This is a genomic window from Microbispora sp. CA-102843, from assembly GCF_050936215.1.
Taxonomy (GTDB): Bacteria; Actinomycetota; Actinomycetes; order Streptosporangiales; family Streptosporangiaceae; genus Microbispora.
Genome location: NZ_JBNJNF010000001.1, coordinates 5694386 through 5719500 on the forward strand (window position 1 = coordinate 5694386; position 25115 = coordinate 5719500).

General features: G+C 69.8%; 25 protein-coding genes. 7 read left to right on the plus strand and 18 right to left on the minus strand.

Going from position 1 to position 25115, the window contains the following annotated elements; all coding sequences use genetic code 11:
* The first annotated feature begins 81 nt into the window (after positions 1-81).
* From ACQEVJ_RS26495 to ACQEVJ_RS26505, 3 genes are read left to right on the plus strand one after another with little or no spacing between them, the layout of a single operon-like run.
* Positions 82-906, plus strand: coding sequence for a transporter substrate-binding domain-containing protein (locus ACQEVJ_RS26495; RefSeq protein WP_433105492.1), 825 nt, complete (start codon positions 82-84; stop codon positions 904-906).
* Entirely contained in the window at positions 906-1553 is a 648-nt protein-coding gene (locus ACQEVJ_RS26500) for an amino acid ABC transporter permease (RefSeq protein ID WP_433105494.1), read from the plus strand. Before ACQEVJ_RS26495 ends, ACQEVJ_RS26500 begins: the two co-directional genes overlap by 1 nt.
* Complete coding sequence (locus ACQEVJ_RS26505; RefSeq protein ID WP_433105496.1) at positions 1550-2347, plus strand: amino acid ABC transporter ATP-binding protein; 798 nt, start codon at positions 1550-1552, stop codon at positions 2345-2347. Before ACQEVJ_RS26500 ends, ACQEVJ_RS26505 begins: the two co-directional genes overlap by 4 nt.
* 4 nt (positions 2348-2351) lie before the next feature.
* On the opposite strand, the gene ACQEVJ_RS26510 is transcribed toward ACQEVJ_RS26505, so the two are convergent.
* From ACQEVJ_RS26510 to ACQEVJ_RS26520, 3 genes are all read right to left on the minus strand, one after another.
* Positions 2352-3416, minus strand: a complete 1065-nt coding sequence (locus ACQEVJ_RS26510; RefSeq protein WP_433105499.1) for a cation diffusion facilitator family transporter — start codon at positions 3414-3416, stop codon at positions 2352-2354.
* Positions 3409-3720 (minus strand): ArsR/SmtB family transcription factor, encoded by a 312-nt coding sequence (locus ACQEVJ_RS26515; protein ID WP_433105501.1) that lies wholly within the window; start codon positions 3718-3720, stop codon positions 3409-3411. The genes ACQEVJ_RS26510 and ACQEVJ_RS26515 overlap by 8 nt, the downstream gene beginning before the upstream one ends.
* Positions 3721-4300: 580 nt before the next feature.
* Positions 4301-4882, minus strand: coding sequence for an SH3 domain-containing protein (locus tag ACQEVJ_RS26520; RefSeq protein WP_433105503.1), 582 nt, complete (start codon positions 4880-4882; stop codon positions 4301-4303).
* A gap of 456 nt (positions 4883-5338) precedes the next feature.
* Here ACQEVJ_RS26520 and ACQEVJ_RS26525 point away from each other — a divergent pair, with 456 nt between their 5' ends.
* The gene (locus ACQEVJ_RS26525) at positions 5339-5671 is read left to right on the plus strand and encodes a DUF3105 domain-containing protein (protein ID WP_433112996.1); all 333 of its coding nucleotides are present in this window, start codon (positions 5339-5341) and stop codon (positions 5669-5671) included.
* Positions 5672-5724: 53 nt separating this feature from the next.
* A complete protein-coding gene (locus ACQEVJ_RS26530; protein WP_433105505.1) occupies positions 5725-6279 on the plus strand; it encodes a DUF305 domain-containing protein in 555 nt (184 codons plus the stop codon).
* 86 nt (positions 6280-6365) lie between these two features.
* Here ACQEVJ_RS26530 and ACQEVJ_RS26535 read toward each other — a convergent pair whose 3' ends face one another.
* The 10 genes from ACQEVJ_RS26535 to ACQEVJ_RS26580 all read right to left on the minus strand — a co-directional run bounded on the left by ACQEVJ_RS26535 (position 6366) and on the right by ACQEVJ_RS26580 (position 17473).
* Positions 6366-6926, minus strand: coding sequence for a copper resistance CopC family protein (locus ACQEVJ_RS26535; RefSeq protein ID WP_433105507.1), 561 nt, complete (start codon positions 6924-6926; stop codon positions 6366-6368).
* Between the two features lie 181 nt (positions 6927-7107).
* Positions 7108-7866 (minus strand): MerR family transcriptional regulator, encoded by a 759-nt coding sequence (locus ACQEVJ_RS26540; protein ID WP_433105509.1) that lies wholly within the window; start codon positions 7864-7866, stop codon positions 7108-7110.
* Between the two features lie 10 nt (positions 7867-7876).
* A complete protein-coding gene (locus ACQEVJ_RS26545) occupies positions 7877-8761 on the minus strand; it encodes a DUF2268 domain-containing protein (RefSeq protein ID WP_433105511.1) in 885 nt (294 codons plus the stop codon).
* A 148-nt stretch (positions 8762-8909) separates the two neighbouring features.
* Complete coding sequence (locus ACQEVJ_RS26550; protein ID WP_433105513.1) at positions 8910-10640, minus strand: CocE/NonD family hydrolase; 1731 nt, start codon at positions 10638-10640, stop codon at positions 8910-8912.
* 24 nt (positions 10641-10664) lie between these two features.
* Entirely contained in the window at positions 10665-11603 is a 939-nt protein-coding gene (locus ACQEVJ_RS26555; protein WP_433105515.1) for an MBL fold metallo-hydrolase, read from the minus strand.
* Positions 11600-12526 (minus strand): alpha/beta hydrolase, encoded by a 927-nt coding sequence (locus tag ACQEVJ_RS26560; RefSeq protein ID WP_433105517.1) that lies wholly within the window; start codon positions 12524-12526, stop codon positions 11600-11602. Before ACQEVJ_RS26560 ends, ACQEVJ_RS26555 begins: the two co-directional genes overlap by 4 nt.
* Before the next feature lie 4 nt (positions 12527-12530).
* On the minus strand, positions 12531-13664 hold the full coding sequence (locus ACQEVJ_RS26565) for an FAD-dependent monooxygenase (RefSeq protein ID WP_433105519.1): 1134 nt from the start codon (positions 13662-13664) through the stop codon (positions 12531-12533).
* A 13-nt stretch (positions 13665-13677) separates the two neighbouring features.
* On the minus strand, positions 13678-14631 hold the full coding sequence (locus tag ACQEVJ_RS26570) for a phosphotriesterase family protein (protein WP_433105521.1): 954 nt from the start codon (positions 14629-14631) through the stop codon (positions 13678-13680).
* A gap of 49 nt (positions 14632-14680) precedes the next feature.
* Entirely contained in the window at positions 14681-15673 is a 993-nt protein-coding gene (locus tag ACQEVJ_RS26575; RefSeq protein WP_433105523.1) for a phosphotriesterase, read from the minus strand.
* A 189-nt stretch (positions 15674-15862) separates the two neighbouring features.
* Entirely contained in the window at positions 15863-17473 is a 1611-nt protein-coding gene (locus ACQEVJ_RS26580; protein WP_433105525.1) for an MFS transporter, read from the minus strand.
* 195 nt (positions 17474-17668) lie between these two features.
* Between ACQEVJ_RS26580 and ACQEVJ_RS26585 the strand changes: the two genes are divergently transcribed.
* On the plus strand, positions 17669-18283 hold the full coding sequence (locus ACQEVJ_RS26585) for a TetR/AcrR family transcriptional regulator (RefSeq protein ID WP_433105527.1): 615 nt from the start codon (positions 17669-17671) through the stop codon (positions 18281-18283).
* 31 nt (positions 18284-18314) lie between these two features.
* Here ACQEVJ_RS26585 and ACQEVJ_RS26590 read toward each other — a convergent pair whose 3' ends face one another.
* The 4 genes from ACQEVJ_RS26590 to ACQEVJ_RS26605 are packed head-to-tail and all read right to left on the minus strand — an operon-like array spanning position 18315 to position 22343.
* On the minus strand, positions 18315-19592 hold the full coding sequence (locus tag ACQEVJ_RS26590) for an FAD-dependent oxidoreductase (RefSeq protein WP_433105529.1): 1278 nt from the start codon (positions 19590-19592) through the stop codon (positions 18315-18317).
* Positions 19593-19618: 26 nt separating this feature from the next.
* Positions 19619-20329, minus strand: coding sequence for a maleylpyruvate isomerase family mycothiol-dependent enzyme (locus ACQEVJ_RS26595; RefSeq protein ID WP_433105531.1), 711 nt, complete (start codon positions 20327-20329; stop codon positions 19619-19621).
* Entirely contained in the window at positions 20329-21177 is an 849-nt protein-coding gene (locus tag ACQEVJ_RS26600; RefSeq protein WP_433105533.1) for a fumarylacetoacetate hydrolase family protein, read from the minus strand. The genes ACQEVJ_RS26595 and ACQEVJ_RS26600 overlap by 1 nt, the downstream gene beginning before the upstream one ends.
* Positions 21174-22343: a cupin domain-containing protein gene (locus ACQEVJ_RS26605; RefSeq protein WP_433105535.1), complete on the minus strand. Its 1170-nt coding sequence runs from the start codon at positions 22341-22343 to the stop codon at positions 21174-21176. The genes ACQEVJ_RS26600 and ACQEVJ_RS26605 overlap by 4 nt, the downstream gene beginning before the upstream one ends.
* A gap of 75 nt (positions 22344-22418) precedes the next feature.
* Here ACQEVJ_RS26605 and ACQEVJ_RS26610 point away from each other — a divergent pair, with 75 nt between their 5' ends.
* Entirely contained in the window at positions 22419-23207 is a 789-nt protein-coding gene (locus ACQEVJ_RS26610; RefSeq protein ID WP_433105537.1) for an IclR family transcriptional regulator, read from the plus strand.
* Between the two features lie 101 nt (positions 23208-23308).
* Here ACQEVJ_RS26610 and ACQEVJ_RS26615 read toward each other — a convergent pair whose 3' ends face one another.
* Positions 23309-25087: a glycosyl hydrolase family 18 protein gene (locus ACQEVJ_RS26615; protein ID WP_433105539.1), complete on the minus strand. Its 1779-nt coding sequence runs from the start codon at positions 25085-25087 to the stop codon at positions 23309-23311.
* Positions 25088-25115 lie beyond the last annotated feature (28 nt).

The following is a 25115-nucleotide window of genomic DNA, read 5'->3' on the forward strand; positions in this document are numbered from 1 at the left end:
ACCGCGTACGGCCACAGCCGTGACAGACGGCGCCGGAGGACCCGGACGACCGGCGGAATCCGCCGCAGGGCCGCCGGGCCCGTGGCGCTCCTGGTCTCGCTGCCCCTCGCCGCCGCGTGCTCGGGGGCGGGCCCGGAGGACGTCCTGGCACGCGCCCGCGCCACCGGCTCTCTGCGCGTGGCCCTGACCCAGGCCAATCCCCCGTGGAACTTCCTCGACGACGCGGGGCAGCCGGCCGGATACGACGTGGACGTCGCCAAGGACCTCGCGAAGCGGCTGGGAATCCCCCGTGTGGACTTCATCGGCTCCGACTACGCGAGCTTCATCGGAGGCATCCAGGCGGACAGGTTCGACATCGTGGTGTCCGCGCAGACCATCACGGGCAAGCGCGAGCAGGAGGTCGACTTCTCCCTCCCCTACGCGGTCAACGACGTCGCCGTCTTCGTGCGCAGGGGCGCCACCGGCATCACCGCGCCGAAGGACCTGGCAGGCAAGAGGATCGCCGTTTCCGAGGGCACCACGGAGGCCGAGTTCGTGCGCGCCTCCGTTCCCGGAGCGGACGTGCGTACCTACAAGAACGCGATGCTGGGCCTGACGGACCTGTCCCAAGGCCGCGCCGACGCCGCCCTGGTCTCCCGGTTCCAGGGCGGCTACCTCGCCGCGAAGAAAGCACTCCCGGTCCAGGCGGCGATCCCGGTGCTGCACCAGGAGGTTCTCGGCATGTCCTTCCGCAAGAGGTCCCGGCGGTTCAAGGACGCCGTGAACAGGGCGATCAGCGCCATGATCGCGGACGGCACCCTTTCGACGATCTCGCGCCGCTGGTTCGGCGGCACCGACATGGCGGCCGCCGTACGCGGCCTGCCGGCAGCTCAAGCCCCCCTGCCACCCGTGGAGAGGAATTCCTGATGGACTTTCTCGCTCTGCCGATGCCCGCCCTGCTCCAGGGGCTGGCCGTGACGCTCCTTCTCGGCCTCGTGTCCTTCGTCCTCGGCTCCGGCCTCGGCACCCTCGTCGCGCTGGCCAGGATCTCCGCGTTCCTGCCGCTCAGGCTCGCGGCCATCGCCTACGTCTCGGTCTTCCGGGGCACTCCCCTGCTCATCCAGATCATGCTGGTCTACTTCGGGCTGCCCCAGCTCGGGGTGAGAATCCCGCCCATCCCCTCCGCGATCCTGACGTTCACCCTCTACTCCGCCGCCTACCTCAGCGAGAACTTCCGCGGCGGAATCCTGGCCGTCGACAAGGGGCAATGGGAGGCCGCGAACTCGATGGGGATGACCTACCGGCGCATACTCGGGCGGATCATCTTCCCCCAGGCGATCCGGACCGCCCTGCCCGCCATCGGCAACCGGTTCATCGCCCTGATGAAGGACACCTCGCTCGCCTCGGTCATCACAGTCGTCGAACTCACCCGCGTGGCGGAGAGCGCGGGCAGCTCGTCGTTCCGCTACATCGAGGCCTTCGTCGTCGCCGCCATCGGCTACTGGCTCATCAACACCGCCCTGTCCCTCGGACAGACGGCACTCGAACGGCGCATGGGAAGGGCGTACGCATGACAGACAGGCTCGCGATCGACGCGCACGGGCTCCACAAGCGCTTCGGCGACCTCCAGGTGCTCAAAAGCGTGGACCTCTCGGTCCACAGCGGCGAGGTCGTGGTCGTCATGGGCCCGTCGGGCTCCGGCAAGACCACCCTGCTGCGCTGCCTGAACCTCCTGGAGCAGCCCGACGCCGGCACGGTCACCGTCCGCGGCCGGACCGTCGACTGCTCCGTACGGGGCTCCGGGCGTGGCCAGGCACGGCTCGTCCGCGACATCCGCATCCGCACCGCGATGGTGTTCCAGCACTACAACCTCTTCCCCCACCTGACGGTCCTGCAGAACGTCGTGGAGGGGCCGCTGTCCGTACGACGCCTGCCGCGGCCCTACGCGCTGGAGGTGGGAGAGCGGCTGCTGGAACGTGTCGGCCTCGTCGACAAGCGGGACGAGTACCCTTCGCGGCTCTCCGGCGGCCAGAAGCAGAGAGTCGCCATTGCCAGGGCGCTGGCCATGGACCCGGAGGTCGTCCTGCTCGACGAACCGACCTCCTCTCTCGACCCGGAGCTGCGGGCCGATGTGTTGCGGGTCCTGAGAGACCTGGCCAGGAGGGGCATGACGATGGTGATCGTCACGCACGAGATCGCGTTCGCCCGCGAGGTCGCCGATCGCGTCCTGTTCATGGACAACGGCTACATTCTCGAGGAGCAGACCCCCCAGACCTTCTTCAGCGATCCCGCCAACACCCGGGTCAGGTCCTTCCTCCGTCTCATGTCCGGGACGGAATCCCAGCCGGAAATCGAAGCAGCCGGATAGCCGGTCAACGGTCCTCGGACGGCGGGCCTGGGGACGGCTCGACCTCTGCGGGCGCGTCCGATGAGGCACTGCCGCTGTGTGCCGGGCCGTGCGCGTCGGCACAATGCGGTTCGGCGGCCTCTGCCGCCGTTTCGCCGATCGCGAGGAGCTCCGGCGGGGCGTGGTCGACCTGGAGTGTGGTGTGGTCGATGCCGTACTCGTCGTGGACCATTCGCTGTGCCGCCTGCCGTACGGCGTGGCAGTCGGCGCCGGGGGTGACCAGGATGTGGGCGGACATGGCGGGGTAGCCGCTGGTGACCTCCCAGATGTGCAGGTCGTGCACTTCGACGACGTGTTCCAGGGCGGCGGCCTTGCGGCCGATCTCGGCGGGGTTCATTCCGGCGGGGGCGGCCTCCATGAAGACCCGGCCGGACTCGCGGACCAGGTCCCAGCCGGCCTTGAGCATCAGGGCGGCCACGACCAGGGCGGCCAGGGCGTCGGCGCGCCCCCAGCCGGTCAGCCAGATCACCGCGCCGGCGGCGGTGGTGGCGATGAAGGCGAACAGGTCGTTGAGGATGTGCTGGAAGGCGCCCTCGACGTTGAGGCTGGCGCGGTTGGCCTTGTTCAGCAGCCAGGTGGCGGCGAGGTTGACGGCGATTCCGGCGATGCCGGTGGCGACGACGTAGACGCCTTCGACCTCGGGGGGTTCGATCAGGCGGCGGATGCCCTCGTAGACGAAGTAGACGCTGAGCAGCAGCAGGGTGATGCCGTTGATCTGGGCGCTGATGATCTCGGCGCGTTTGAGGCCGTAGGTGAAGCCGCCTTGGGGCGGGCGGGCGGCGATCCGCATCGCGATGATCGCGAAGGCGATGGCGATGGCGTCGGTGAGCATGTGCCCGGCGTCGGAGACCAGGGCGAGGGAGTGCGCGATGACACCGATGACGACCTCGACCGCCATGAAGCCGAGGATGAGCGCCAGCGCGCCGGTCAGCAGCCGCCGGTCGGCCTCGGCGCTGACCGCGTGCCCATGCCCATGCCCATGGCCGTGCGCATGGCCGTGCCCCTTGCCGTGGTCGTGGCCCTTACTCATGGTCCCGGTCCTGCTCGCCGTGCCTCATGTGCGTGATCGCCAGATCGAACAACATGCGTACGTGCGAGTCCGCGAGGCGGTAGTAGGCCATCCTTCCCGCGCGCCGCACCTTCACCACGTTGTGCACGCGGAGCAGGCGCAGGGCATGGGACGCGGCGGACATGCTGTGGCCGGTCGCCGCCGCGAGATCGCACACGCACATCTCGCCGCCCTCGAGCAGCGCCGCGATCAGCCGCAGCCGCCCGGGATCGGCCAGGAGGCCGAAGATCTGCGCCAGGTCCTCCACCGTCTCCGGGGCCGGCATCGCCCGCCGCACACTCTCCACACGGTCCGCATCGACGACAGGCAGTGAGCAGGAGTCGGCCGAGGCGATAGGCACAATATTTGCACTACTGTTCATATATGAGAGCATAACGAGACGATCTCATCTGTCAACGCTCCCGATGCCAGGACACGCACGCAGGCATCTCGCCCGTAGGGTGTCCGGTTCACCGCGACATTCGCCGCGACAGCCGACAGGCGAGAACCGCGCTTACGAAAACCCCCGCTTCCGAGCCCGGGCGACCTCGGAAGCGGGGATGTCATTCGCAGAGGATGCCGACCTCAGTGGGCGGCGGAGTGACAGCAGGGGCCCCGACCGTCCTCGCGCCCGTCCTCCTGATGCGCGTGGCCGGCGTCATCCGCCGGCTCCTCACAGCCGTCGCCGTCGTGTGGATGCGTGTGAACGTGCTGCGGGTGTGGCTCCACGAGAAACCTCCATGATTGCGATGAGGCGTTCGGAGGGGGCTTGATGACCGACAAGGGTTACGTTGAGCAGGGCCGCGAAGCCCTGCTCGGGGAAGGGGATCCCTCGAATGGATGGAGCAGGATTCGCGCGCTGCCGCCTAGCGAATCTTGTGGAGGTAGTGCGACGAGGCCCAGCCGACCCTGCCGTCCGGGAGCTTGACGGCGATCCAGCCGCCCCGGCTGCCGCAGGAGCCGGGAACCCGCCCGTCGCCCGGCCTCAGCCGCCCGATCGGACGGTGGTGCACCCCCGGCCCCTTCCGCACGTTGAGGAAGCTTCCGGTTCGCACCCGCGTGACCTGGTAGTCACAACGCAGGTGCGGTCGCGAGGGGTGTGTCGTCGCGCTCGTGCCGCGGAGGTAGTAGCCGGAGGCCCAGCCGGCCCCGCCGCCCGGGAGCTTGACGGCGATCCAGCCGCCCCGGCTGCCGCAGGAGCCCGCGACGTGCCTGTCGCCCCGGTGGAGCCGCCCGATCGGACGGTGGTGCAGCCCTGGCCCCTTGCGTACGTTCAGGTGGCTGCCCGGCCGCAGCCGCCAGACCCGGTAGGAGCAGGTGTGGGCCGAATGGTGGACGGTTACGCCGGTGGAGCGCGTCGTCGCCTGAGCGGCTGCGGGGACGACGGTCAGCCACCCCGCTGCCGCACACAGGGCGAGCGCGGGGACGATCCGTTTCGAGAGTGCCACGATGTCTCCCTTCGGTCGCATCTGCCAAAGTCCGGCGTCGGCCGGAATGGCTGGCCGATCCCTGTCTCGACCTGCGATGCTTACCAAAAGTAGTTCCGCGAATACGCAACGTTTACACATGTGAGCAACCGATCAACTATTCCTTTACCTTGTCGGCCTCGCCGAGGGCGCGAGCGGAGTCGGTCGGCGACGTCCACGAGCCCGCCCGAACTGGCTTTACAGCCGCCATATTCTACGTTCCGTAGAAGTTCTACGCATCGTAGAAGGTAGGCGAGAGGAGAAGCCCGATGAGCGGTGCGGAACAGGCGACCAGGAAAGAGCGCCTCTCACAACTGCAGGCCCGGCAGCGAAGGTCCGACCGGTTGCGGAGGGTCACTCTGGTCGGCACCTCGGCCCTTCTGATGAGCGGGATCGCCGTGGCAGGTGGAGTACGGCGGTGACCACGACCCGACCTGAATCAATTGCGGCGTCTATGACCAGCCGGTTCGCACGGAGAACGTGGTGCACGCGCAGGAGCACGGCGCCGTCTGGATCACGTACTCGTCTGATCTCCCGGAGGGAGATCTGCGGAGACTCCGCGATCTCGTCGCCGGCCAGGAGTACGTGGTCCTCTCTCCGTTCGCCGACCAGAGGTCCGCGGTCGTCGCGAGCGCGTGGGGCAGGCAACTGACGCTGGACGGTGCGGACGACCCGAGACTCGCGCGTTTCATCCGTGCCCATGCGAAGAGCCCTCAAGCTCCCGAGCCGGGCGCGCCCTGCGACGGGGGAACGGGAGAGCCCGCCGTATGAGCTGGATCAGACGCCTGGGACCGCGGGCCCTGGCCGTCGCAGCCGTCGCAGCCGTGGTGGTCGTCCTGGCCGGAGCGGCCCTCAATCGTCAGGGCCCGGCGGACGACTCCCCCGAGGCCGGATTCGCCAGGGACATGCAGAGTCACCACGCGCAGGCGGTCCGCATGGCGATGATCGTGCGCGACCGCACCGCGGATGCGGAGGTACGCACTCTCGCCTATGACATCGCGCTGACCCAGCAACAGCAGATCGGCCAGATGTTCGCCTGGCTCGACATGTGGGGGCTGCCGCAGACCTCCCTGACTCCACCGATGACATGGACGCGGCAGGGGCACGGCTCCATGGGCCACACGGCCGCCTCCATGCCGGGAATGGCCACCTCCAGCCAGCTGAAGCAGTTGGAGGGGGCCCAGGGTCGTGAGGCGGAGGCGCTGTTCCTCCGCCTGATGATCGCGCATCACAAGGGTGGCGTGGACATGGCGCGTGCCGCTCTGCGGTTGAGCGGCGACGAGCGCGTCCGACGGCTGGCAGAGGCGATCGTCGCAGCTCAACAAGGGGAAATCTCGCTGATGGAAGGGATGCTGTCGGCGAGGGAGGTGTCAGGGTGAACAGCACGCCGGGGTTGTGACCACCACTCTGGGACGCTCCCCCAGGCTCGGGATACGAGAGCCGGCGGAGGCGGTTGCCGTCCGCCTCACTTCTCCGCTCGCTTCTTCCTGCCACCCGCCAGCAGGAAGACGGCGAGCGCCAGCACGACGGCTCCGGCGACGAGCAGCCAGACGTTGGTCGACGAGGTGCCGCTCGTCGAAGCCGCCTGCGGAGGCCCGGCCTCGGTCGGTTCCGACGCCGGGGCGGCCGGCGCCGATGGCGTGGTGACAACCTCCGATGCCGCACTGTTCACGGCTGTGGGGGTGGCAGCGGCAGGCGTCGCGGGCGCGACGACGCGGAACGGCACTTCGCCGGTGATCGGGTGCCCATCGGATGAGACGACCCGGTAAGCGATCGTGTAGCCACCGGACGGCAGCGTTTCGGACAGTTTCTGGGTCACCTTGCCGCCGTCGACGCGGGCGTCGCCTTCTACGAACTTGCGACCCGAGGAGTCCGCCACGACCACCTTCGGGAACTGCACGGCCGAGGTGAACGTGAGCTCGACCTCGTCGACCTCCGTGGCCTTCGCGTCCTTCCCGGGGTTGCTCGACCTCAGGGCGTCATGTGCCTGAGCAGCGGATACCGGCCACAGGACGGCCGCGACCACTGCGACGACGGCCAGAGCCTAGCGCGCGAACACGACTGTCTTCCCCCTTGTGCGAGATCTTGTACGGCCCTCGGACGAGACGAGACAGGCAGTCGCACGACGGCCCGCCACGAACATCTTCTACATTATGTCGAAGATGCGGATGCGCGCTCGGCGTGGTCGTTTCCGCGAACCACACGGGCTACATCCGGGTCCGCGCGTACGCGTGCAGTGCGTCGCGGACGAACGTCGCCCCTGCGGCGTCGTCGTACATGGCGGCGAAGCGGGGGTCGTCGACGTACATGTCGCCCAGGCATTTCACCATCTCGATCGAGCGCTCCCGGTCGCCCTCGGCCGTGGGGGTACCCGGGATCCGGCTCAGCCACTGGACGTGCCGGGCAGCCAGTGACTGAGCGTGTTCCGATGTCGGACAAACCCCGGCCTTCACTGCGGCGACCCATGCCGCGACGAGGTCTTCGGCGGCCTGCTTCCAGGCCCGCTGCTGGTCGAGGGTCTTGCCGTGCCACCAGTCGTTGCTCGCTTGGAACGCGCGCTCGCCCCAGCGTGAGATCACCTCGTCCTTGTAGCGGTCGTTGAACCCCGCCAACATGACGTCCATCCGCGGTTCCGCCCCTGTCTGCAGGGCCTCCAGCGTGTGACGCACAGACCGGATCTGCCGTTCGATGCGGTCCCGTTCCTCTTCCAGCGCGGCGATGTGGGCGCGGAGCCCGTCGCACGTGTCCACCTCGTCGGCCAGGACCTCGGCGATGGCCGGCAAGCCCATGCCGAGCCGGCGCATGAGCAGGATCCGCTGGAGCCGGGCGACCGCGGTGGGGTTGTAGTAGCGGTACCCGTTCGCGCCGACCCGGGACGGTGCCAAGAGCCCGACGCGGTCGTAGTGACGCAGGGTGCGGCTGGTGATGCCGGCCCTCGTCGCGAGTTCCTGGATCGTCCACTCCATCGTTCCAGTGTCACCCGCGGCGGAGCGTGGCGGCGATGATCTCCGAGCTGTCGGCGTGCAGGGCCTGCGCCGCCGTCTGCCCAGTCGCCGCCAGGTAGGTGTCGACCAGCCTGTTGCCCGCGGCGTACCCGGCGCCCATCGGCAGTCCCACCGGGGTGAGGCCGAAGCGCTCGGCGCTGGGGTCGCCGTGCACCCAGGCGGTGAAGTTCCGCATGCCTGTCACGTCGAGCCCGGTGAGCACCTTGCCGAAGATCTCGTCGTCGTGCAGGTGCGGCACGCCGATGCGGGTGGGGCCGAGCCGGTCGCCGTATAGCTGTCGGGCGAAGGCGTCGGCCAGGCCCTCGGAGACGATGTGATCGCCGACCGTGACGGTCATCGGGTCCCACACAACCCCGCCCGGGCCGAACCGCAGGTTGTGGTGGAGTTCGTGCACGGCGGTGGCCTCCAGCCGCTCCACGTTCTCGGGGAAGGGCCAGAGCGTGATCACGATGTGGCCCGAGATGCCGCCGAACCCGGTCACTCCCTGGCAGGGACCCATGAAGTGCTCGTCACCCGGATCGCCGAGCACGAACAGCACGGTGATGTCCGGGGCCCCCAGCCCCGGCGTCGCCTCCAGCAGTACGGCGAGAGCGTCGTCGAGGGCGCGTCGCATCCGCTCCCATGCTCCGGCCGCCGCCAGGGTTTCGAGCGCGTCGAGGCAGCGCTCCTCGTCGCGGTCGATGGGGAACCCGGACGCTTCGAGGTGCATGGCCACCAGGTCGACCTCGCCGGGGTGGTAGCGGTACATGCCCCTCGTGGGCTCCAGCATCGAACGCAGCAGGTCAACGCGGTCCGCGACCGGGGCCAGCAGGATCCGCCTCATGGCGGAGTAGGTGTCAAGGACAGTGATCGACATGGCGCCGATGCTAGAAGTTGACGCAGCGTCAAGGTCAAACCAGCGGCGCTCTTCGCCGAGGTACGGCCGGCATGCCGTCACCCAGTCCCGTCACGACCGACGGTTCGCCGCTGCGATGGACTCACGCACCTTGGTCGGCTCCGGTCGGCTACCTGTTCTCCGCCCCGGTGCGCTTCGTGAACGGCAGCACGAGCCGGGACCGGTGGGCGGAGTCGCGATAGATCTTGTGGGTGACGGGGCGGCCCACCGGCAGGTGGAACGCGTCCGGCGGCAGCAGCGAGTTGTGCGCGTCGGCCAGCGGTTCGTCGTTGGACAGCTCCACCACCAGACGGTGGCCGGGGTTGAACGTCGCGGCGAACGGATAGAGCCGCAGGACGTACTCCTCGATCTTCCCGGGCTCCACCGGCACGGCGCGGGTGTGCGGGTGGTACGGGTTGCCCTCGGTCGTCCGGTCGTCCAGCTCGCGGTGCGACGCCTTGAGGAAGCCTGTGGTGATCAGCTGGCGGCTTCCGTTCGGGGCGACGTCCCACAGCCGCATGATGAGATTCGTGTCGTCCTGGTCGATCTCGGCGAACAGGTGCGCCGCACCGGCGCCGATGAGCTCCGTGGGCTCCTCGAACGGCTCGGTGCTCCAGCTGACGATCTCCACCTTGTCGGTCACCGTCAGCGGCGCCTGGTAGAAGCCGTCCGGGGCGGCGTGCTCCGCGCCCATCAGCTCGGGCTCCCGGGAGAGCTTGTGGCGCGGGCGCAGGTACAGCGGCTTGTACTCGATCTCCTTCGGCGGCCACTGCTCCGCGGTGACCACCTCGCGCGAGCCCTCCACGAAGACGCTCACGGCCGGCTCGTCCATGATTCCGTTGTCGATGCCCTTGAGCCAGTAGTCGTACCAGCGGAACATCTTGTCGTGCTCCTCGATCCAGGGGCGCGACTGCATCGGCGGGTAGGAGCCGATGTCCAGCTTCTTGGGACCCTTCAGCACGTCGAACAGCTCGATGTGGCCGTCCACGGTCCAGCCGCGTCCCTGGTCGATCTGCAGATAGACCGGGATGTCGATGTTCTGGGCCAGCGTGATGGGGTTGCGCTCCTCGTACCACTCCCCGTCGAGGGGGTTCATCACGATGTCGAACCAGAACTCGCGGTTCTTCGGGTACCTCAGCACGTGCACGAGGTTGGGCCACGCGGCCACGTCCGGGTCCCGGAGCCGCTCTCCGACGAGTTTCCCGAGCTCCTCCGGGGAGTGGACCTCCTGCATCCGGGACCTGACGTCGGTGTGCGCGATGCCGGAGTCGCCACCGCGTCCCTCGCGGGCGGCCCGCGGCATGAACCACATGATGCCGCCGTGGTAGGTGGTCTCGTAGAAGTCGAAATGGCCGCCGCTGACGAAGATCGCCTTCAGGTGCGGCGGCCGCTCTGCCGCGGCGTACACCTGCATCGACCCGAAGTAGGAGATGCCGATCATGCCGACGTTTCCGTCACACCACGGCTGCTCGGCCACCCATTCGATGAGGTCGTACAGGTCCTGGCCCTGGGGAACGCCACCGGCGTTGTAGTTGCCGATCATCACGCCGCCGGAGTCACCGGTGCCGCGCATGTCACCGATGACGTGGACGTAGTCCTCCTTGACGACGCGCGCGATGTCACCGGCCTCGATGCAGCCGTCCCACATCGGGCTGGGGCGACGCTGCGGCGGCGTGGTGAGGGCGAGCGCCTGCAGTTCCTTGCCGTAGGCGCTCATCGCGATCAGGGCCGGCCGCGGCCTGTCCTCCGTGCCCTGGTAGGCGTCCACGGCGAGGGTGACCCCGTCGCGCATCGGCACCCGCAGGTCCTTACGGACGGCGATCGTCTGCTCGCCCGCCTGGATCGTCTGGAAGTCAGCCATGAGTGCGAAGTTCCTTGTCCTGTGTCACGAGTTCTGGTCGAAGTGCGTGCGGTAGCCGTGCATCGACGTGAAGAACGGCGACGGCTCCAGCGTGGGGTCGCCGGTGTAGCCGAGCGTCTCGGCGACGGGGGCGAACGGGGAGTACGGCGAGTCCGTCTCCCGCAGGCCGTCCTGAAGACAGCGGCAGGCCGCTTCGCCGACACCGGCCTCGACGTCCAGGCTCCCCTGGAGCGCCTCCCGAGCCTGGCCGGCGTCGAGTTCGACGCCGTACGGCACGCCGTCCGCGCGGCGGTACGGATGCCCGAGGTACAGGTGCCGCGGACGGATCTCGTCGCGCAGATACCGAAGGCTGGCGCGGTACGCGACGGGATCCGCGTAGCCGGGGAAGCCGTTGGCGGCCCCGTGGACCTGGACGGCGTCGCCGACGAACACGGAGCCCTGGCCGTCGATCACATAGGCCACCGATCCGGGCGTGTGGCCTGGGACCGAGTGGACGGAGACGGTGACGTCGCCGCCGAGCGAGAGGGTCTCGCCGCCCTTGAGCAGCATGGTCGGCTCCATCTCGCCGGAGATGACCGCATCGGCGGCGGCCGCCACCTTCGCCGCGCCTTCGGGGTCGTCCAGATACCGCGCCCGGCCGTGGAGGTACTCGTTCACGTGCGCCCGGCGCGAGCGCAGCATCGGGGCGTCGGCCTCGTGGATGACCACCTCCGCGCGCCGGCCGGTGAGTTCCCAGAGGGCGTGGGCGCCGCCGACGTGGTCGATGTGACCGTGGGTCAGCAGGATCCAGCGCACGTCCTCGATGCGGCGCCCGATGGCCTCGAGCGCGGGGACCATGCCCTCGGCGGGCGAGGAGGCGATCCCCGTGTCGACGATGGCCGGCTGGGGGGCGTCGATGAAGAAGCTGTACAGACCGAACCGGCCCCACGGCGAGACCAGGGGATGAACGTTCACGTGCGTCATGACCCGCTCTTCAGGAAGGCGGCCGTCTCCTTGAAGACCCGGTGGTACTCCGGGATCCAGGAGAAGTTCTGCGCGAATCCGTGGTTGGCGCCCGGGTAGCGGCTCACCGTGGCGTCGACTCCGGCCTTCGTGAGGCGCCGGCCGTAGAGTTCGCCCTCGTCGCGCAGCGGGTCGCACTCCGCGGTCACGATCAGGGCGGGCGGCAGCCCGGCGAGGTCGGCCCGCTTGATCGGCGAGACCAGCGGATCGGCGGGGTCGGCGCCGCTGCCGAGGTAGAAGGCGTTGAACGGCTTCAGCCCCGCCGTCTCCAGGCCGTAGCCGACGGCGTTCTCGCGCAGCGAGGCGTAGCGGTCGACGTCGAAGTCCAGGTCGAGCGACGGGTAGAACATCACCTGATGGGTGATCCGGTCGAAGCCGTCGTCGTGCGCCATGCCGGCGACCGCGGCGACGAACGTACCGCCGGAGCTGTCACCGGCGATGGCCAGCGTCGTGCCGTCCCAGCCCAGGGTCTCGCCGTTCTCCGCGGCCCATCGGACCACGGCGTAGCAGTCCTCGAGACCGGCGGGAAAGGCGTGCTCCGGCGCCAGCCGGTAGCCGACGGAGACCACCTTGAGCCCGGTCTCCTTGGCCAGGGAGCGCGCGAGGTGGTCGTGCGTCTCGAGGCCGCCGAGGAAGAACGCGCCGCCGTGGAAGTAGACCAGCAGGCCGTACGCGTCGGCCTCGACCGGCGTGTAGATCCGCACGGGGACCTCGCCCGCCGGAGTCCGCGCCGCGGTGTCCTCGACCGAATGGAGCGGCAGGCGCTCCCCCATGGGAGGAACCTGCGCCTCCTCGGCCGCACGCATGGCGACCGGGTCGAGCGGACCGGGCGGCGGGGCAGGCAGGGTGGCGAGGACCTGGGCGATGTCGGGGTGCAGTGGCATGGCGTCAGGCCCCCTGCTTCTGGGACACGGGCTTCTGGGACACGGGCTTCTGGCCGGGGAAGACGTCGTTGATCTCGTCCTCGGTCCAGCCCCGGCGCGAGATCCGCTGCAGCTCGTCGGTCACCGGCTTGCGGGTGGCCTGGTAACGCGCCAGCGCCTCCTCGACGGAGTCGGCCTCCTTCAGGGCGTCGGCGAGGGCGCCGGCGTCCAGGATCGCCGAGTTCGCGCCCTGGCCCTGGTGGTGCAGCATCGAGTGGGCCGCGTCGCCCACGAGGACGACGGAGTCCGAGTGCCACGTGCCGACCGGGTCGATGTCGTAGACCGCGCGGCAGTTGACGGCGTCCATGTCGAGGCCGCGGGTGATGTTCACGATCCGCTCGTCGAAACCCTCGACGGTCTTCAGCAGGTCGTCCTTGGTGACCTGCGGCGCCCAGGTGCCGTCCGGGCACAGGGCGGTGATGTCGAACGAGACCTGGTCGCGGTGGCGCAACGGCAGGAAGTAGACCTTCGTGCCCCGGCCGATGTACATCCGGAGGTTGTCGTCGACGGCCATCCCGTGAGCGTCGTCGACGGAGATCACCGCGCGGTAGGCGTGCTCGCCGGAGAACACCGGCTGGTTGTCGCCGAACAGCTGCCCGCGCACGACCGACTTGATGCCGTCGGCGCCGACCACCAGGTCGGCGGTGACCGACTCGCCGTTGGCGAAGAGCAGCGTCGCCTTGTCACCCTCGTCCTCGACGCTCTCCAGCTTGTGACCGAGGTGCACCATGCCCTCGGGGAGCACGCCCAGGAGAGCCTCGATGAAGTCCCCGCGGTGGATCAGGTGGGTCTTCTCGCCGAAGGTGTCGATCTCCGGCCACGCCTCCTTCATGATCGGTTCGGCGGTGGGGGTGAGGATCTCGAAGTAGTCGCTCGGCGAGCTCACCTTCGCGATCGCGTCGAAGATGCCCCACTGGCGGAAGCGGTCCATGGTGGACGGCCGCAGGCCGATGCCGGCGCCGACCTCGCGGATCTGGCTCGCCTGCTCGTAGACGTCGACGGTGGCGCCGAGGAGGCTCAGGGCCTTGGCCGCGGCGGCGCCGGCGTACCCCGCGCCGACGACGGCGATGTTCAGGTTCTTCAGGTCTGAGGGCTGCATGGTCCGGTCCTTGTCAGTTCTGGATCGTCAGGAAGTCGGCGGGGTTGTCGACGAAGACGGTCGTGATCGCAGCCTCGTCGAGCCCGGCGGCGCGCAGGTCCGGGATGAGGTCCTCGAAGATGTAGTTGACGGTGTGGCCCTTCACGCCCGGCCAGCCCAGTGGGCTGCAGTTGGCGTCGGCCGAGGCGAGCACCTTGCCCAGGTGCCCCTGACCGATGAACCGGAGGAAGTGGTCCAGCCGCTCCTTGCGCGGGCGGGCCCAGAAAGGCGGGTCCTCGAGCTCGGTCTCGTAGCCGAAGGTGTCGAACCCGACCCGGCCGCCCTGCTCCGCGATCCAGGTGTCGCGTGTCTTGTCGGCGTTCACCCCATCGTCGACGTGCCCGAACAGAACGCGGTCGAGCGGGAGACCCTCCGCGTCGAAGATGGCGATCGCGTTCTCGGCGTCGATCGCGAGGTGGGTCAGGATGGGCACGCCGGTGGCCAGGGCGGCGCGGGCGGCGGCGCGGTAGATGCGCTTGTCCAGGTCCGTCATGCGGCCGCCGCGGCTCACGCCGACCTTGATGATGCCGGCGCGTCCGCCGGTGTCGCCGACGCCGACGGTGATCTCGTGGATGAAGTGCTCGGTCAGGTATTCCACGCTCGCCCGGGCGAAGAACGGCAGCGCGGTGTCGCCGCCGACGAAGCCGGTGCTCGCGACGATGTGCACGCCGGTCTTCGCGGACAGCGACTTGTAATAGTCGACGTCTCGGCCGTTGCAGATGCCGGTCGCGTCGACGAACGTGCCGCCGCCGTACTCACGGAACCGGCGCAGCTTCGGGACGGTCTCCTCGAACCGCTGCTCGGGGGTCTTCCACCACTTCGTGTCCAGCTCGGAGCCCGGCATGCCATACCCGATGTGCTCGTGGACGGCCACGAGACCCAGTTCTTCGGTCGGGATCGGCCCCAGGACGGTGTTCACTCTCGACACAGCACTCACCTTTTAGGCAGAAACTTGGTGATCTTGGGCTGTCGCGCGCTCAGCGCACCGACAGCAGGTCGCGCGGGTTGTCCACGAGGATCCGCCGGACGTCCCCGTCGCCGAGGCCCTGCGCCTTGAGGAGGGGGACGAACGTGGTCAGGACGTAGCTGTAGGCCACGTCGTTGGCCGGGTGGCCCTTGGCGACGCCGGTCGCGTTGCTCGAGAGCAGGATCCGGTCGCCGTGGCCGGCCTCGATCAGTTCGGCGACCAGGGCGGCGCGCTCGGGGTCGGTGACGTGGGCGTCGTCCTCGGTGCCCACGTGGTCGAGGGCCACGTAGGCGCCGCGCGTCGCGACCTCGAACGGCGCGCCGGCCGTGACGGCGTCCTTGCGGTCGAGCCCGCCGGCGACGACGCGGCCGGCCGGCAGCTTCTCGTCCAGGACGACCTCGAGGTCGCGCACGGCGTCGTTCCCGTAGCGGATGGACACCGGGACACCGGTGGCCGAGGCGGCGCGGGCCGCACCGCGGAACAGGCTCTCGTCGGTCGCGGTCATGCCCGAGAGGGTCGCGGCGGTGGCCACCAGGCCCGCGGCACCCCGCCGCTCGACACGGGGAACCGCCATGCCCTCGGTGACCTCCTTCGCGAAGAGGTCGGCGAACCTCTCGGCCGGCCATGGCGTCGGGGGGTTGGTCTGCGGCGTCAGGAAGTAGCCGCCGAGCATCTCCTCGGGGCCCTGGCCCGTCGAGGCGACGATGTGCACGCCGGTCGTGCGCGAGAGGGCCTCGTACAGCCGGACATCGCGTCCGTGGAACATGCCGGTGCTGTCGACGATCGTCCCGCCGCCGTGCCTGCGGAAGTCCTTCAGCTTCTCGGCCAGGATCTCGAAGATCTCGGCACGGTCGATGGTGACGTCGAACGCGTACTCCGCTCCCGGAACCACCGACAGCAGAGCCTCGTGGACCGCGACGACCCCCAGCTCCCGCGCGGGAACGGGGCCGAGGACGGTGTTCACGCTGTTGCCGCTGGCGTTCTCGGCAGTCTGGGCACCCATCACTGCCACTCCTTTCGGTCTCGACGGGTGACTGCCGTCACGCCGCGCTGTGAATGGTGTCAGTTGGATTTACAGGACGTCAAGTGTATTTCCTGCAGGTAAAATTAATTGTCTTACGGTAAGACGGCACGGGTCGAGGTCCCCACCTCCGGGAAGCGGGGACCTCGGCTCGGTCCTGCGGTTCTCAGGTCACCCGGCGGGGACGGGCTCCTCGTCGATCAGCGGTTCCTCGACGCCGGCGCGCTTCGAGCCGAAGAGTCCGAACAGCGTCAGAGCCGCGGCGGCTGCGGCACAGAGGCTGGCGACCAGGAAGGCGAGGCTGTAGGCGCTGCCCAGCGACTCGAGTGCGAGCGCGCGGAGGCTCTCCGGCATCGGCACCGGCGGCATGGCCGGACCGGTGCCGGGCACGACAGGCATCGAATTGATCGCCATGGCGCCACTCCCCTGTGCGATCCCCCCGGCGACCTCGGTGTACGGCGGCTCGAGCCCGGACCCGCCGATCGCCTTGCCGAAACCGGCGGTCAGGTCACCGTTCGCCCGGCTGACCGCGAGCGCGGCGATGAGCACAGGACCGAGAGCGAAGCCGAAGTCGCGGAGCAGGTTGGTGGTGGCGCTGGCCATGCCGGCGAGCCGCAGCGGAACGGTGTTGATCGCGACGGCCGTGACCGAGCCGACGGTGAGCGCGAAGCCGACACCGAGGGCCAGCATCGGACCGATGAACCGCGTCCAGTCCATGTCGTGGACGTCGAACGTCGAGCACCAGACGCCGCTGACGGCGATGAGGGCGAAGCCGGCGGTGAGCACCCAGCGAGGCGAGAAGTTCCGGATCAGGTGGGAGACGGCCGGCACCAGCACGAAGGCCGGACCTTGGATGAACAGGAACAGCACGCCGATCTTGAGAGCGCTCTGGTGCTGGACCGCGCCGAGCCAGATGCTCATCGAGTAGCAGGTCGCGAGGAACGCGAACATGCCGACCACCGTGGCGATCGCGACGATCGAGTAGGAACGGTTGGCGAAGATGCCGAGGTGCAGCAGCGGCACGTCGGCCCGCAGCTCGATGACGACGAAGGCGCCGAGGAGCACGAGGCCCGCGACGAAGGCACCGATGATCTCTGGGCGGGCGAAGCCGGCTTCGGAGCCCTGCGTGGCGGCGAAGAGGATGGCGATCAGACCGAGGGCCAGCGTGACTTGGCCCGGCATGTCCAGCTTGCGCCCCTCCGGCGCCGAGGAGTCGGCAGCGAACTGAGTGACGATGATCGAGACGACCGCCGCCGCGATCACCACGATGTACGACGTCCGCCAGTCGCCCTCCGCGGCCAGCCACCCACCCATCAGCGGAGAGATCGCCGCACCGATCGACAGGAAGCCTGCCCAGACGGCGATGGCCTTGGAGCGGGCCTCCTGCGACGGGCTGACCGCGGCCAGCATGGCGAGCGAGATCGGGTAGAGGATCGCCGCCCCGAGCCCCGCGACGACCTGCCCGATCCACAGGACCTGGATCGTCTCGGCGAGGTGGCAGGCGACCGAGCCGGCAACGGTCAGCAGAGCGCCGACCTGCAGCAGCCGCTTGCGACCGAACAGGTCACCGATCACGCCGGTGGTCAGCTCGAAGACGACCATCGGGATGGCGAAGGCGGCCGTGACCCAGGTCAGTTCGGCACCGGTGGTCTGGAACTCCTGCTGGAAGGTGCCGTTGAGCGCGCCGGGCAGCGAGTACGCCACCTGCGCGAGGAGTACGGCGAAGCAGCCGGCGACCACCGTGGCGGTGTAGCCCTGCTTGCGCGCAGCGGTCTGGGTCATTGCGGACTTCTTCCTTGTCGACGAGCCGGGCGATCGGTTCCGACCGCTCGGGACCGGCCACCCGCTGTGAGCGCGATCCCCTATTGGGTGTGCAAGGTGTCACATGACTTAACACGACGTCAATCGTCTGAGCGGAACGTATTCACAACGATCAGTGAGAGCGGAACGCAGCCGTGGTGCCTTATGCTGACCGGCATGGCGACGCTTCGTGCGGCACAGAAGGAGATGACCCGAAAGCTCCTGCTCGACGCCGGTCTGGACCTGTTCGTGTCGAAGGGCTACGCGACGACGACGGTCGACGACATCGCGTCGGCGGCGGGGACGACGCGGGTGACCTTCTACGCGCACTTCCCGTCAAAGGTCGACCTGATGAAGGCCCTCATCTCGGAGCGGCTCAACGCCGCCCTCGACCGGGTCCCCTCGGCCGAGCACGGGTCGACCGAGCGTGAGCTGGTCGCCGTGGTCGAGGACGGCTCGCGCGAGCGGATCCGCGGGTGGCTCGCGTCGACCTCGGAACGATGGGATGCGATCCGCCCCTACACCACGACCGCCTTCGAGGCCGCGGCCGTCGACCCCGCGATCCGCACGCTCCTCGACGAGTGGCTGAACGAGGCCATCGGCGACATCAAGGAGGGGCTCGACCGTGCCGGCCGGTTCCCGGCCGGCACCCGCCACTTCCGCAGCGTCATCGCCATCACCGAGCTCGACTACGTCGCGCGCCACTGGAAACCGGGGACCTGGGGTGTCGGGCGCGACGAGATGCTGGACGTCCTCACAGAGAGCTGGGTCGGCTCGATCGGCCGCCACTGAGCAGGTGCGGAGGACGCTTCCGCCATGCCGATCAGGTCGGAGACGCCGACAGGATCCAATCGGCGGAGTCGAGTGGGATCGGTGAGAACATCGGCGGCTCCTCCCCCGGCGTCAGTGCCGTGGGGCCGTAGATCCACTCCGTGAAGGAGTAGTCGTAGGTGTCGCGGGCCCGCAGGAGCGTGTTGCGCTGGAGCCGGGCGACGCCGTCCAGGTGCCACAGCTCGCCCCAGGCGCGGGCCGTGGTCAGGACGCGCCGGCAGTGCTCGGGGCGGACGGCTTCGTAGGCCGCCAGGGCGCCCTGCCAGTCGATCGTGCCGTCCTCGGCGCGGCGAGCGGCGACGTGCTTGGCGAGCACCCAGCCGTCCTCGACCGCCATGATCGCGCCCTGCGCCATGTACTGCAGCGGCGGGTGGGCGGCGTCGCCGAGCAGCGCGATGTTGCCGTCGACCCAGGTCATGATCGGGTCGCGGTCGAACATCCGCCACCAGCGGTCGCGCCACATCAGCGGGATGCCGGCCCGGACCTCCGGGCAGGTCGCGGCGAAGGCGGCGTCCAGTTCGTCGGGCGTGCCCCAGTCCTCCTCGCCCGCGAGGGCCTTGGGGGACTCGAAGACCGCGACCTGGTTGAGCATCTCGCCGCCGCGCAGCCCGTATTGGACGAAGTGGCAGCGCGGGCCGACGTGGACCGAGACCTCGCTGAGGTCGACGTCCCTGCCGACCTGCTCGATGGGCACCGCGGCACGATAGGCGACGTAGGAGGAGCTGACCGGCTCGTCCTCGGCCAGAAGCCGGCGCGCGACCGAGTGCAGGCCGTCGGCGGCGACGACGATCCGGGCCTCGTCGGCGCGGCCGTCCGCCAGCAGCACCCGGGCGCCGGACGCGGTGTTCTCGTAGCCGCTGACGCGGGCGTCGGTGACCAGGCCGACTCCTGCGGCCCGGCAGGCGCGCAGGAAGATGCCGTGCAGGTCGCTGCGGTGGATGACCATGTAGGGGAAACCGTACGTGCGTTCCAGGTCGACCAGGTCCAGGCGGGTCAGCTCACTGCCGTCGACGGCGTCGCGCATCACCATGCTCTCCGGCAGCACGCCGAGGCTCTTGGCCTCCTCCAGCAGGCCGTAGTCGTGCAGGATCCGGGTGCAGTTGGGTGCGATCTGGAGACCGGCGCCGACCTCGCCGAACTCGCGGGCCTGCTCCAGCACGCGCACCCGCAGGCCCTCGCGGGCCAGGGCGAAGGCCGCGCTGAGGCCGCCGATGCCGCCTCCGACGATCAGGACGTCGACGGGGTTCGCGGAGGTGGTGGATGTCGTCACGCTGCTCTCCTCGGAGGCCGGGACGCTCACAACCACGCCGGCAGGGTCGGCGCGAGGGAGCCGTCGGAGGTGGTCAGGGCGTGCGGGCGTCCGGCGAGGTACGCCGCGACGTCGGCGAGCGGGCCGTCGACGGTGGCGGGCTCACCCTCACCGGGCAACTCCAAGCGGTCGCCGGTGTCGGTGGCGGCCAGGACGACCGCGGGACCCGCGGCGCTGCCGCGCTTGGCGGCGATGTCGTCGGCGAGGGCGGTCAGGAATCCGGCGGGCAGGTCGGTGAAGGCGATGCCGGAGGCCAGGTCGACGACGTGGACGCAGACCTCGCGGGAGCGCAGCCACGGGATCTCGGTCGCGGGGACGGTACGGCCCTGGGCTGTGACGACCTCGGCGTTCCACTGGTCGTCGTTCAGCCCGGCGATGCCCGCGGCGAGCCGTTCGGCGGACGAGCTCAGCCAGGCGGCCAGCTCGGCGGCCGGCTTGCGGGAGCCGGTCTCGATGTCGGCGTCGCGCTGCTGGGGCGAGGAGTACATCGGGGTCTTCTCGCCGGTGGCGGCCCAGTGCACCAGGTTGCTCAGTGCGTCGGCGTTCGCCGCCAGGTGGGCCACCAGGTGCTTGCGGGTCCAGCCGGGGAGCCCGGAGGGGGCGAGGTACTGCTCCTCGCCCCACCCGGCGACGGCGCCGAGGAGCAGTTCGGTGCCCGTCCCGCTCCAGCTCAGGGTGTCGTCGAAGGTGCGGCGCATCAGACCGCCCCGTCCTTGGCCACGGTGTTCTCGAGCCGGCCGATGCCCCGGATCTCGGCGACGACGCGCTCGCCGCCGGTCAGGTAGCGCTTGGGGGTGCGGGCGTGGCCGACGCCGCCGGGGGTGCCGGTGGCGATGACGTCGCCGGGGTTGAGGCGCACGATGGTCGAGACGTACTCGACCAGTGCGACCGGGTCGAAGAGCAGGTCGCCCGTGTTGTCCTGTTGCATGACCTCGCCGTCGACGCTGAGGGTGACCTCGAGCTCGGGGCGTACGCCGCCGGGCAGTTCGTCGGGGGTGACGAGGTAGGGGCCGACGGGAGTGGAGGAGTCCCACATCTTGCCCTGCAGCCACTCGCGGGTGCGGAACTGCCAGTCGCGGCAGGTGACGTCGTTGAGGACGGTGAAGCCGGCGATCGCGGCCTCGGCCTCGGCGCCCTTGGCGCGGCGGACCGGCTTTCCGATCACGACGGCGAGTTCGACCTCCCAGTCGAACTCCGCGGTCTCCTCGGGGCGGGCGATGTCGTCGGCCGCGCCGATGAGGCAGTCGGCGAACTTGGCGAACAGGGTGGGGTACTGCGGCAGGTCGCGGCCCATCTCCTGGATGTGGTTCTTGTAGTTCAGGCCCACGCAGACGACCTTCGAAGGCCGCGGGACGACCGGCGCGAAGTCGGCGCTCTCGACGGGGTAGGTCGTGGCCGCGCCCGCGTCGACGGCGGCGGCCTCGGCGGCCCAGCCGTCCTGGGAGAGGAGTTCACCGAGGTCGGCGGCGCCGAGGTCGACCAGCCGGTCGCCGTCGAGCCGTACGGCGCGGGTCGAGCCGTCGATGCGGAGGGTGGCGAGCTTCATCGGGTGGTCCCTTCGATACGGGTGTCGCGCTGGGCGCGGTCGAGCTGGAGAGCCTCGAAGACGGGAGAGTCGCTGAACCGGAACAGGTCCAGCGCGCCGGAGTCGGAGTCGGTGGAGCCCGCCTCGGACCGGGCCGAGAAGGGCTGCCAGGACGGGACGGCGAACAGGTCGCCGCGGGTGACCGTCCACGTCCTGTCGCCGACGGTCACGGTTCCGGAGCCGTCGAAGACCTGGTAGACCGACGAGCCGGTCTCGCGGACCGGAGCGGTCTCGGCGCCGCGCGCGATGCGGTGCATCTCGGCGCGGAGCGTGGGCAGCACGTCGGCGCCGGTGGCGGGGTTGCTGTAGCGGACGGCGGCGTGGCCGGGCTCGACGGTGCCGCCGAAGCCCTCGGCCTCCAGGGCGAGCTGATCGGCCAGGGCCCGGTCGGTGAACTCCCACTTGTAGGACAGCAGCGGGGTGCCCGGGGTGAGCTCGCCGACCGACAGCGGGCGCAGGCCGGGGTGGCCCCAGAGCCGCTCGGAGCGCGACCGCTCGGGGGTGATCCGCTCGGCGTCGCTGATCTCGTCGCGGCCGAACTCGAAGAACTGCGTCTCGGTGACGTATTGGAAGGGGATGTCCAGGCCGTCGAGCCAGGCCATCGGCTCGCCGGTCGCGTTGTGGTGGGCGTGCCAGTTCCAGCCGGCCTGCGGGAGGAAGTCACCGCGGCGCATCGGGACCGCGTCGCCGCCGACGACCGTCCACACGCCCTCGCCCTCGACGACGAAGCGGAAGGCGTGCTGCGTGTGGCGATGTTCCGGAGCGTCCTCCCCCGGCATCAGGTACTGGATCGCGGCCCACAGCGTGGGCGTCGCGAAGGGCCGTCCGCCCAGCGCGGGGTTGGCCAGCGCGATCGCCCGCCGCTCTCCCCCGCGGCCGACCGGGACCAGGTCGCCGGCCTGCTCGGCGAGCCGCCGCAGGTTCTCCCAGCGCCACAGGTGCGGCACCGCGCGCGAACGGGGATGCGCCGGCATCAGGTCGCCGATCTCCGTCCACAGCGGCACGAGCAGCTGCCGCTCGAAACCGCGGTAGAGGTCTTCGAGTGCGGGGGTGACGTCGGGCTGGTCCGGTGAGTCGACCGCACGGAGCCGCACCGGGGACTCTGGCGTGGTCACAGGGGTGGTCATACGGCTAATGTTGCTGCTGTACCACCATGAAGAACCTGTAATTCTGCTCTGCAGAACCCAGAGGAACTAGGGGCCGTGGGCAAGCCACTGAAGAATCCGCCGACCTACATGATCAACAGCGTGGACCACGCGCTGCGGATCGCCGCGATGCTGCAACTGGAGGGCGAGCTGACCGTCTCGGAGGTCGCCGAGCGGCTGGGCGTGGCCCGCTCCACCGCGCACCGGCTGCTCGCGATGCTGGTTTACCGGGACTTCGCGGTCCAGGACGAGCGGCGCCTCTACCGGGCCGGCCCGATCCTGGAGCTCGCGGCCCACTCGCCCTCGGTCGTGTCTCGTCTGCGGGCTGCGGCCCTGCCGCACCTGCACCGGCTGGTCGGCATGCTCGACGAATCCGCCAACCTGGCGGTGCGCACCGGGGACACGATCCGCTTCATCGCCAGTGTCGAGTGCTTCCAGATCCTGCGGGTGGGCTCCCGCGAGGGCATGGTGTTCCCGGCCCACCACACCACGACGGGGCTGCTGCTGCTGGCGGAGCTGACCGACGAGGAACTCGAGGCGGTCTACCCGGCCGAGCGGTACGCCGACCGGCCCCCTGAGCGGCTTACTGCGCGGCCCGACCTGGACCGGCTGCGGGCCGAGCTGGCCCGGGTGCGGCGCAAGGGTTTCGCGCTCAACCAGGGCCGCTCGGAGCGCGGCGTGGTGGCGCTCGGTGTGCCGGTCAGGGCCCCGGACGGGACCGCCCTCGCCGGCCTGTCGGTGTCGATGCCGAGCGGACGCTACGACAAGCACCGGCTGCCGTCACTGGTCGACACCCTCTCCCGTATCGCAGGCGCCGTCGAGGCCGATCTCGCCCGCTCCGTCTGACGTGGCGTCCACGTCGTCCACGTCGCCCGCCCTGTAGGGCGGAAGCCGCCGTACTCCGGTTCGAACGGAGTACGGCGGCCGCGAGATCGACGCCTATCCGATCAGGCGATGGAGAAGTCGTCGGCGTAGACGTTGCCCTGGCCGTACCAGCCGTTGACGTAGACGGTCACGGCGCCGGACGAGCCGGTGGTGAAGGACACGGACAGTTCCTTCCAGCCGGCCGACGAGGTCCAGGTGGAGCCGGTCGCGCCGCCGGACACGCCGAGGAAGGCGAAGTTGCCCTGCACCCAGGCCTTCAGCGTGTACTGGTGGTTGGGCTCAAGCGTCAGCGACTGGGTGCACTGGCCGGTCTGGCTCTGCGTCGGGGTGACCTGCAGGGCGTGCGAGCCGGAGTGTGCCGGGGTGCCGACGACCGCGCTGCCGGACTGGCAGACCCACGGGCTGAGGCCGCCGGACTCGAAGCCGGGGTTGCCGACCGTGCCGCCGCCGGTCGATCCGTTGATCTTCAGGTTGAAGGTCGTGGTGTGGCTTCCGGACGGTGAGGTGCCGGTGACGGTGATCGGGTACGTTCCGGGCTGGGCCGCCGAGGTGGTGGCCAGGGTCAGCGTCGAGCTACCGCCGGCCGTGACGGAGGCGGGGCTGAGCGTCGCGGTCACCCCGGAGGGCGCCCCGGCGGCGGTGAGGGTGACGGTCTGCGCGTCGCCCTTGGTCACCGCGGTGCTCACGGTGGCCGTCGCCGTCCCGCCGGGATCGACCGAGCCGGACGAGGGTGACACGGAGATCGAGAAGTCGTTGTCCGGGGGCTGCTGGCCGCCGCCGGAGAACGGGGCGAACGTCTGGCTGAAGAACCAGGTGCTCTGCTCGATGCCCGAGCAGCTGTCCGAACCGCCGGTGCCGGGGCAACCGCCGTTGTCGCGCTGGAGCGCCCAGAACGAGATCATCGCGAGGCCCTTGCCGGTGGCCCAGTTCAGCACGGGCGCGGCGTCCGCGGTGCGGAACGTCTCGGCCGGGCCGTAGTCGTCGATGCCGATCATCTCGGTGACGCCGATCATGTTCCAGACCTGGTCGGACGTCTTGTCCGGGTAGAGGGCGGCGAGCTGGTCGTGGAGCCCGGTCGCCGCGGTCTGGGTGTCGGTCGCCATGTTGTGGTTGGCGCCGTCGTAGTAGTCGAACGTCATGATGTTCACGACGTCGATCCTGGCGTTGTTCGTCTTGGCGTTCCGCAGCACGGCCAGGCCGCTGTCGGCGAGGCCGTGTGTGGTCGTCGGCAGCGTGTACGCGAACTGGACGGTCTTGCCGTTGGCGGCGGCCCAGTCCTCGGTCAGCTTGATCGCCTTGTTGCGGCGGTCGATCCCGGCGCTGTTGTTCAGCGAGTTGTCTTCGATGTCGAGGTCGATCCTGGTGACCCCGTACGTGTTGATCACGCTCTGGAAGACGGCTGCGATCGAGTTGACGTTGGTGCAGCTGTCGGCGATCTCGGTGCCGGTGTTGGTCGCCGTGTAACCGCCGAAGGACGGGATGACGTCGCCGCCGGCGTTCCGGATCTTCGTGATCGACGCACCGAACGTCGAGGAGGCGATCGGCATGCTGGTGTCGCCGTTCCAGTAGGCCGTGCACGAGCCCTTCGTCGCGGCCTGGAGGAACGCCATGGACAGATATTTCGCCCCGGACTGCTGAGAGAGCGTCGCGGGGTCCTCGCCGGTCCACGCCTCGAAGTAAGGCGCGAACACGTGCGCGGGTAGGGCGGCCGCGGCCTGTGCGGCGGTCGCCCGTGTGGTCGCCGCCTGCGCTGAGGCGGTCTGGGTCGCGGTGAGGCCGAGCGTCGCGGTGGCGGTGGCGATCAAGGCCACAGCGGCGCGCAGCAGTGTGCGTGGACGCATGAAATCTCCTGCACCAGGAGTGATCGGC